This is a genomic window from Pseudoalteromonas sp. UBA2102 (assembly GCF_002331165.1).
Lineage (GTDB): Bacteria > Pseudomonadota > Gammaproteobacteria > Enterobacterales > Alteromonadaceae > Pseudoalteromonas > Pseudoalteromonas atlantica.
The window spans coordinates 63,652-71,575 of the sequence record NZ_DCYU01000098.1; the positions used below are offsets into that span (position 1 = coordinate 63,652).

The 7,924-nt window shown below is 40.4% G+C and carries 8 protein-coding genes; 2 read left to right on the top strand and 6 right to left on the bottom strand.

Annotated features, from left to right (window positions below; all coding sequences use genetic code 11):
* From B2R65_RS13930 to B2R65_RS13945, 4 genes are all read right to left on the bottom strand, one after another.
* The coding region (locus B2R65_RS13930; RefSeq protein ID WP_286743576.1) for a Plug domain-containing protein at positions 1-555 on the bottom strand (555 nt) is incomplete at its 3' end.
* A gap of 90 nt (positions 556-645) precedes the next feature.
* Complete coding sequence (locus tag B2R65_RS13935) at positions 646-1,908, bottom strand: DUF3526 domain-containing protein (protein ID WP_286743579.1); 1,263 nt, start codon at positions 1,906-1,908, stop codon at positions 646-648.
* A complete protein-coding gene (locus B2R65_RS13940) occupies positions 1,905-3,353 on the bottom strand; it encodes an ABC transporter permease (protein WP_286743582.1) in 1,449 nt (482 codons plus the stop codon). Before B2R65_RS13940 ends, B2R65_RS13935 begins: the two co-directional genes overlap by 4 nt.
* Entirely contained in the window at positions 3,353-4,180 is an 828-nt protein-coding gene (locus tag B2R65_RS13945; RefSeq protein WP_286743584.1) for an ABC transporter ATP-binding protein, read from the bottom strand. Before B2R65_RS13945 ends, B2R65_RS13940 begins: the two co-directional genes overlap by 1 nt.
* 303 nt (positions 4,181-4,483) lie before the next feature.
* On the opposite strand from B2R65_RS13945, the gene B2R65_RS13950 reads away from it, so the two are divergent.
* Entirely contained in the window at positions 4,484-5,185 is a 702-nt protein-coding gene (locus B2R65_RS13950; RefSeq protein ID WP_264389505.1) for a metal-dependent hydrolase, read from the top strand.
* Between the two features lie 400 nt (positions 5,186-5,585).
* On the top strand, positions 5,586-6,188 hold the full coding sequence (locus tag B2R65_RS13955) for a thiamine biosynthesis protein ThiC (RefSeq protein WP_273606996.1): 603 nt from the start codon (positions 5,586-5,588) through the stop codon (positions 6,186-6,188).
* Positions 6,189-6,444: 256 nt separating this feature from the next.
* On the opposite strand, the gene B2R65_RS13960 is transcribed toward B2R65_RS13955, so the two are convergent.
* Together B2R65_RS13960 and B2R65_RS13965 are read right to left on the bottom strand one after the other, a co-directional pair.
* Positions 6,445-6,819 (bottom strand): hypothetical protein, encoded by a 375-nt coding sequence (locus B2R65_RS13960; RefSeq protein ID WP_055017647.1) that lies wholly within the window; start codon positions 6,817-6,819, stop codon positions 6,445-6,447.
* Entirely contained in the window at positions 6,819-7,793 is a 975-nt protein-coding gene (locus B2R65_RS13965; RefSeq protein ID WP_286743590.1) for a hypothetical protein, read from the bottom strand. Before B2R65_RS13965 ends, B2R65_RS13960 begins: the two co-directional genes overlap by 1 nt.
* Between the last annotated feature and the right edge of the window lie 131 nt (positions 7,794-7,924).

Sequence of the window (7,924 nt, forward strand, 5' to 3'; positions counted from 1 at the left end):
AAAACTTGCTACCGAGAGCTTAATTTCACCTTGCGTATCAAACGTTGGGCGTTTAGTAACTAGGTTGACTGTACCACCTGGCTCACCACGGCCAAATAAAGCCGCACGGGGGCCTTTTAAAACCTCAACCGACTCAATACCCGACAAATCACGCGAGCCACCAAAACCGCGCCCAGCATTAAAACCATTTACTAAGTAGTTACTCGGTAGGTTTTCATCGCCTACAAAGCCACGTAACGAAAAACTATTCCACAGCCCACCAAAGTTGTTTTGGCGAGCAACAGAGGCTGATAAATCAAGCGCTTGGTCAAGGCTTACTGCACCTGCATTTTCAAGGGCTTCTAAATCAATTTTAAGCTCTGATTGTGGAGTTTCTAGTGGGCTAAAGTTACCTTGGTAAGCTTGGCGCGTAGCAACCACAGAAAGCCTCTCAATATTTGTGTTAGCACTGTGTGTTTGCTGGTTTTGCTCAGCAGCCAAAGCCTGGCTGCTAAATAAGCTTACTAGGCACGCACTTAAATAGGTGAGCTTAAGCCCTGTTGTGTTGGTTTTCATTGTGAACCTTGTTAGTAATATAAGTATTTTATAATTATGGTGTTGTTACTAGGTGCGCTAAACAACGGTGTTTAGCGCACCTAGTAAGGATTACTTTGCTATAGCCTCAAAGCGTGGCATGTTATTGAGAACTGATTTAGGCGGGTTACCCTTATAAAATAACCAAGGGTAATAAAACTCACGTAATTGCTGATGATAATCACGAATTTGCTGCTCGTATGCATACGCCGCTACTGAGTCGGTTTGGGCGGCTCGTGTTAAGCTGCGCTGCAATAATAGCGGTGGCGAAAACCACGACACAACGCCTGCTAAATCATATTTTTTAGCGGCTGCGTCTCGGTATGCTTTAGAGAGCGGCGCTGCTTTTAAATCGCCCATTTGCTGAAATGCGTAATACCATTTCCACTCAAACTCACTGCTCATAGCAATGTAGGGCGCAAGTGCTGGGTACTCTTTAATAAAAGGCTGCATAGTGGAAGATTTAGGTAAATCCCAGGCATCATTTACCGCCTCACGCTGAGTAAGCATAATGTCGCCACCCTTAGGCGAATGCACCGACTTGTTTATGGCAAGGTCGCCTAAAATAGGAATAATAAAAGCAAATAATACCCATAAGCCAATTAGGCCAGAGGCAACGCGCGGGGCACTAGTCGCGTTTTTGCCCCACCACACACTCAGCGCAGTCCAAAATGCAAGGTATGCAATACAAAGTAGCGATACATACGCAATTTCAAACGCGCTTGCCCCAGCTATAAATGCACCTATAAAAAATGGCAGCATTAAACACACTATTACTGCTAAAAACCTTACCGTTATACGTGCGCCCCACAAAGCAAAGTACGATTTAGCCGTAGTAACCAGTAAGTCGTGCCTGCCGCTAGTGCGCTCATTTGCAAATAAGTCATGAAACAGCAAAATAATAACCAGTGGTGCTAAGGCGCTAATTACAAATACAAAATCAATTTTACCGGCCTGTGCCAGCTCGGCATTTTGCGCATCGCTTTCGTAAATTTGCCCTTCTATGGCCAATAAATTAATACGGTGTTTCCACGGGAATATATCGCGTTCCCCTAATGCTGCAAAAGCAAGGTTAGATGGCTGAGAATACGTTAAATGAAAACTGTAATAAGCCAACATGCCCGGATCGTCTTGCTTTTGCTGCACTTTAGTGCGGTCGCTTTGATCTGCCTCTTTTAAACGCTCTATTGTTTGCTGCTGCGCACTTACTTCGCTAAGCCCGCTATATATTGCAAAGCCCGATAAAACAAAGCTACATAACAGCAATACCACAAGGTACTTTTGACGCAGTAAAAAGCCCCATTCTCGTGTAAGTTGTGTAATTAAATAACTCATATCAAACGTTTTCCTACCAATTTAATACCGCCTACAAGTACTACAATCCACAGTATTAACTGAAAAAAAGCAGGTACACTTCTTTGCGCGCGAACATCAGCGCTATCTACATCAAAGGTAAAGTTTTGCAGTATTTGCCAGTTCTCTGACCCTACGCGCGCTTTTTTAGTAGCCTCGGTATTGGCGTTTCGGTTCATATCAACTTGGTAATCAAGCTTTTCAATGTGTACTTTGTTAAGCCCTTGCACAAAATCAAAGCGCAGCTGTTCGGTTTCGCGTAAAAAGCGATGATGGGTTTCTATGCTGGTACCCACTACAATCATCGACAGCGAGCGAATAGCCACCATAGGCGATACCCAACCAAAGTAACGCGATACCTGCGTTTGTTTAAGTTCACTTTGCATGCGCTGCTCGGCAAACTGGTTTAATACCTTAGTTTGTTTGGCCTCTGATTCACTGGCCACTAACCCTCTAAAGTTTACTGGCAGCTCATCAATGCTGTTTACGTTGTATTTTTTTAGCAGAGATTGTTTAAATTGCTTAAAGGCGGGGTCGTTGGTGTTATGGCCATCACCTAGTTTTCTAAGCTCAGCCTTTACTGCAAAGTCGGTTTCTATTTTACCGGCCGATGGCACAGCCGTAGAGGCACTGGTACTTGCTACTCGCGGCATAACAATGCACAGTAAAATCCACACAAACGCAAGCGCTGTAAAGCTGCCACTATTTTTACTAAACACGCTCGATGCTAATAAAACAACTAACACCCACACGCTTAAATACAATGCATAGCCCACAATAAAACCAACAACTGCTAAAAGGCTCTCACCAGCGCTAAGCGTAAATAACGCCGACACCGCTAATGGCGCAATAATTAACCCAACAACACACAAAAGCGCTAGCCCTTTACCCGCAATAAGCGTGCTGCCTTTGGTGCCTTGCACTAATAAATACGACAACGTTTGCGATTCGCGCTCACGGCTAATAGAGCTGTAACCAATTAAAATAAGCAGTAACGGCGCTAATGTTTGCACTATAAAAGCTGGCGTTAAGCTGCCAAATTTTGTTAAAGCTGTGCCTTGGCGCTGCTCGGCAAACATTGCACTATTTTGCCTATGCCCTTCTAAAAATATTGAGTTACCTGTGTAGGCATCAATCCCTGGGTCGAGTGTGCTAAGTGGTGTTGGCGTTCTAAAAGCGTAATGCCCGTAATGCACCATTCTGTGTGGATGGCGATCGGGTTGCTCAGCAAAGCTTTGCTCTGCATTGCTTTGTAATTCATTACGAGTGTGGCTAAGTTCGTGCATTGTTATGGCAGTAACCACCACAGATGAAAGCGTAAGTAATAAACCAATGGCTAAAACAGTCATCGCCAGTTTTGAGCGAAGCCAATAGCGCCACTCATCTTTGGCAACTATCACCACCTTTGAAAAATTATTTTTGCTCATTACCCGCCTCTTTGTGCAAACGCGGCATGAACTTGCTCGGTATCAATTCGGCCGTTTTCTGGCGCGTCAAATTCGCCCACCAGCTCACCCGCTCTTAATAAACCAATTCGGTTTGCAACTTGGCATGCGCCGTATACATCGTGCGTTACCATTAAAATAGTGGCGCCGGTTAATGCAAGCTCACGCACTAACTGGTTAAACTCATCAATAGCAACAGGGTCAAGGCCCGATGTAGGTTCATCAAGTAAAAATATCGGGGCTTGGCGTAAAATAGCCAGTGCAATCGCAGTTTTTTGCCTCATGCCTTTAGAATACGTTTGCATAGGACGCTCCCATGCAGCTTGCTGTAGCGCTACACGGTTAAACGCAGCATTAATTTGCTCATCGGTTTTTTTAATATCAGCAAGCGATAAAAAATACGCCACGTTTTCGCGGGCAGTTAAATGCGGATATAACGTTGCTGACTCTGGCAAATACGCCGTTTTACCGCGTACAAAATCAAGTGCCTGTGTTACCTCTTTGCCCGCTACTTTTACAGAGCCTTGAGTGGGTTTATTAAACCCAAGCAAAGTTTTTAACGTGGTTGATTTACCCGCGCCGTTACCGCCAAGTAACGCGTAAATTTCGCCTGAGCCTACGCTAAAGTTTAAGTTTTTTAAAATGGCGTTGTTTATAATGCTAAAACTTAACGAGTCCACTTCAATAATGGCTTCGCTTTTAACTGCTTGAGTAGCGGCTTGAGTTGTATTTAGGGCTTCATTACGTGTTTGTTCCACACGTGGAGATTCTTTCGGTGATGTTTGATTAACAGCTGTAGGTGTACTCACATTCAAACTCTATTAAGGGAAATTAGAATGCAGTGAATGTTATACTATATCAAATACATATTGCAACACTATAACATATTAATAATTAACAAATGATGCAGAGGCTTTAATAGTGTTACCTACGTTGATTTATTCAACGGGTTTTGCCTATTACAAAATCAGTCACCATTTAGGCTAAAATCATTTCAAACGCAGCGTTTAAAATTAAGTACTTAAGTTATTTACGCCTTACCTTTAAAGTAAATTGAACAATGAACTTTTCAATTGATAGAATGCCAACCTATTTTTCTATCAAGAGATACAATGGCAAATTTCAATACTCATCTTAATACTGCAGTCATCATCACAGGTTTAGGCTCGGCCACTTTATTAACTGCAGGCCATATTGATTTAAACGGCGCACTTTGGTTATGGTTTTTAGGCTCAATTGGCGGCTTATTACCCGACATAGACTCAGATAACTCAACCTCGCTCAATACTATTTTTAACTTATTCGCACTGAGCGCCGTATTACTGGTGCTGCATTACATAACCACCGAGCTAATAATCGAAATTAGCTTTATTGAGCTAATCGTAGTGCCGTTATTGGTGTACGGGTTTATGAAATACATTATTAGGCCCATTTTTGAATGGATCACAGTACATAGAGGCAGCTGCCACTCGTTATTATTTTTAGTGCTATGCGCGCTGTTAACAACGCAAGTAACGTGGCAACTAAACGAGCAAACAACCACACAAGCAGCCACCTTTGCCTGGTTAACAGGTGGGTTTATTTTAATCGGCGGGTTAATTCATTTATTACTCGATGAAATTTACAGTGTAGATTTAAGCAATGTCACTATTAAACGCTCCTTTGGCACCGCGTTAAAAATAGCCGACTTCGACAATAAATTAATTACCTTGGCATCAATAATTGCCATTGCAGCTTTAATCTATGTAGCCCCGCCTACAGAGCAAACTATTATCGCATTAAGTGATTGGTCTCATTTTAGGCTTTTATCTTAATAAATAACATTTATAGGCTTAGTCACACAAAATACCCATAAACATTGTTTATGGGTATATATACTTTATTAAGCGATTGTTTTAATTACCTCTCGAATAAACAGCCGCTTTAGTTAGTCGAAGTAACCCCAACATTTAATACAAAGGTTAAATCAGAAAAGGATAAGATGCGCTGAATTTTTAAAGGCTTAATAGCTTAACTCAATGCGGCTTTGCAATTTAAGTTTCATTAAAAGCGCAAGTTTTAGCTTATTTAATATTAATTATTATTTTTATTGGTTTTAGTGAAATAATTACTCCGCTTTACCTGTCTTATAGCAGCAATACTTTCATCTGTTTGATGTATGCAAAGCGACTACAACTTTTAAAGCGTCAAATATAAAATTATAAGAGGTACATAATGGAATTTACACATAAACGCACCACCCTAATTACAGCATCGTTATTGTTGGCGTTGGCGATAACCCAGGCTATTTTTACTGCCCTTTACAGTGCTGAAATTAGCTTTTCAAGACAATATGCATGGGGGCTAGAAGCCGTGCTGTTTACTGTGCTTGTGGCCTTTGCAAGTACCACTATGGTGCAAGCTAAAAACGCTCAACTAGGTTGGTCGGCTATCACATTTAGCGCAATACTTAACATAGTACAGGTAAGCATTGGCCTAACGTTGTTTTCAACATTTGGCAAAGTAGCGGGCGCAGTAGAAGGCGCACAACCTTTAATTGGTGGTGTGGTGTCTTTATCATTTATGATTTACTACGCAGCTAAATTACTACTAGGCTTAGCAGCTGTTGTTTTTGGCCTGTCTTACTTAGCTAAAGGTGGCAAAGCCATTGGCGGCCTTACAGCCTTAGCAGGTGCATTTGCAATGCTTGCCAATGCTATATTAATTATTGCTGGGCGTGATGGGTTCCTACCATCAGGCGTTGCTGGTGCATCAGGCATGATTGCAACGTTACTTCTAGCAATCTGCTTATTTAGCCTTAACCGTAAGCAAGACTAAGGCTTAATACCTTATACGTAATTTGCTTATTTAGATAAGTTATAAACATCGGCGTGTATTAGAGTACTAATTCGCCGATGTTTTACGTTTAAAGTGTTTAGATTTAAAGAGCTAGACGCCTCAATTATTTATAGCTAATTCATAAAGAGGCTATGAGGCGCTGCGCTTAAGAGGACGTTAATAGTTTAAAATAAAAAGTTTTGGTGTTTAGAGCCAATAGCTGACTTTAATTAGCTAAAAATCACATCAACATGTATTAATCAAAAAAACCAAGTGAATTTAGCAGCGCGAAAAAAGCCCCTAACAAACCTGATAGAGTCAATGTCCAATAGAAGATACAACCAAGTACCCTATCAAATATTGATGTATTTTCAAATAAAGTAGACGAGTTAGCATACATAAATGCAAACTTACTTTTTTCTACCTTGAGCATCCAATTCCTTGGTAGTGAGAATGCTTTAGCTACATTTATTATATCCCAGCCACTTATAAACTCCATACCTAGTAGCTCTTTCGTATTAGGGTTCTTCCTTAATTTGCGCACAGTAACTTGTCCAAAAACTACATAAAGCACAGCACTAAGAAGACAGCCAACGAGAAATATAACAAACAAAGTTTTCTCAATATCCATTAAGAGTCAAACCACTTCATAATTTCGTCGTATAAGCTACCGCTATTTTCCTTTGTATAATCATTAATTCCTATTGAAGCGGCCGCAGCGGTTCCTGCTACTGCCAATCCACCAACAACAAGACCAACCCAGCCTACAGGAGTTGCTACAACTAAAAAAGTAAGGGCAGCAGCCCCCGCATTAACAACGCCGATTCCAGTAGCAGCACTTGCAATAAAACTAGTTGATTCTACGAACATTTCGCGCTCCCAGTTATCACCAGCTTTATAAGTGTTGTGTATGTTACCCACCCGACTACCAAAATCAATTACAGCTAAACCGTTCCCTAAAAACTTAGAATATTTAGTAAATTTAACAACATTATCTGCATGAGTAGGAGTTATTAAGTCAAGCTTAGTAACATTACGACTGCTTCTAGCTATATTGGCTCCCCTTGAAAAGTTTGTTAAGGGTGTTCCACGTTTAGACTTGATTTGGTTTGTAACTGCTTTTACTTCTAGTCTAAATTTATTTTGCATTTTATCAAAAGCAAGCTTTGCTTTTTGTTTAGCCGCAGTTTTGGTTGGTGATTTAGACTTGATAGCTTGACGATATTCGAGCAGCGATTTCTGATAATCACTAACTGCATCTGCAAAATCACCAACTCTTTTTGAATAAACGCTAGTCGAAGTTCCCATTAACCCTATATTAAATTCATTTAATTTTGCTGAGATCATGGAAAGTGCTACTAGATTATCACCACCGAAAGAAAGTGATAGATCTGTTAAATTTTTTACATTTGGAATATTGGATATTTTTGCTAAAGAATTTGTACCGGTAGTCGAATTTCCACCTTTCAATAAATATGGTTTGTTCGCAATTAACATGTCAGGGTCTGGGCATGTTAAAGAGAATAACCCTTCAATTTCAATACCACACTTGTCTTTTAATGAAGTACTATTCATATTACTTTTACATAAAATTATTTCATCCATTACTCTAGTTCCTTCTAAAATTTTATTACACTATAAATACGTAATTTGCAAAGTCAATTAATTCGTCTTTGACTTAAAGAATTATGATGACACCCATTCAATTCATTTTGTAGTGGTCAACTAATTTTGGC

What these genes read in the sequence shown, in the direction of transcription:
- B2R65_RS13935 (WP_286743579.1), bottom strand. Translation starts at nt 1,908, where the DNA reads ATGAGTTATTTAATTACACAACTTACACGAGAATGGGGCTTTTTACTG.
- B2R65_RS13940 (WP_286743582.1), bottom strand. Translation starts at nt 3,353, where the DNA reads ATGAGCAAAAATAATTTTTCAAAGGTGGTGATAGTTGCCAAAGATGAG.
- B2R65_RS13950 (WP_264389505.1), top strand. Translation starts at nt 4,484, where the DNA reads ATGGCAAATTTCAATACTCATCTTAATACTGCAGTCATCATCACAGGT.
- B2R65_RS13955 (WP_273606996.1), top strand. Translation starts at nt 5,586, where the DNA reads ATGGAATTTACACATAAACGCACCACCCTAATTACAGCATCGTTATTG.
- B2R65_RS13960 (WP_055017647.1), bottom strand. Translation starts at nt 6,819, where the DNA reads ATGGATATTGAGAAAACTTTGTTTGTTATATTTCTCGTTGGCTGTCTT.
- B2R65_RS13965 (WP_286743590.1), bottom strand. Translation starts at nt 7,793, where the DNA reads ATGGATGAAATAATTTTATGTAAAAGTAATATGAATAGTACTTCATTA.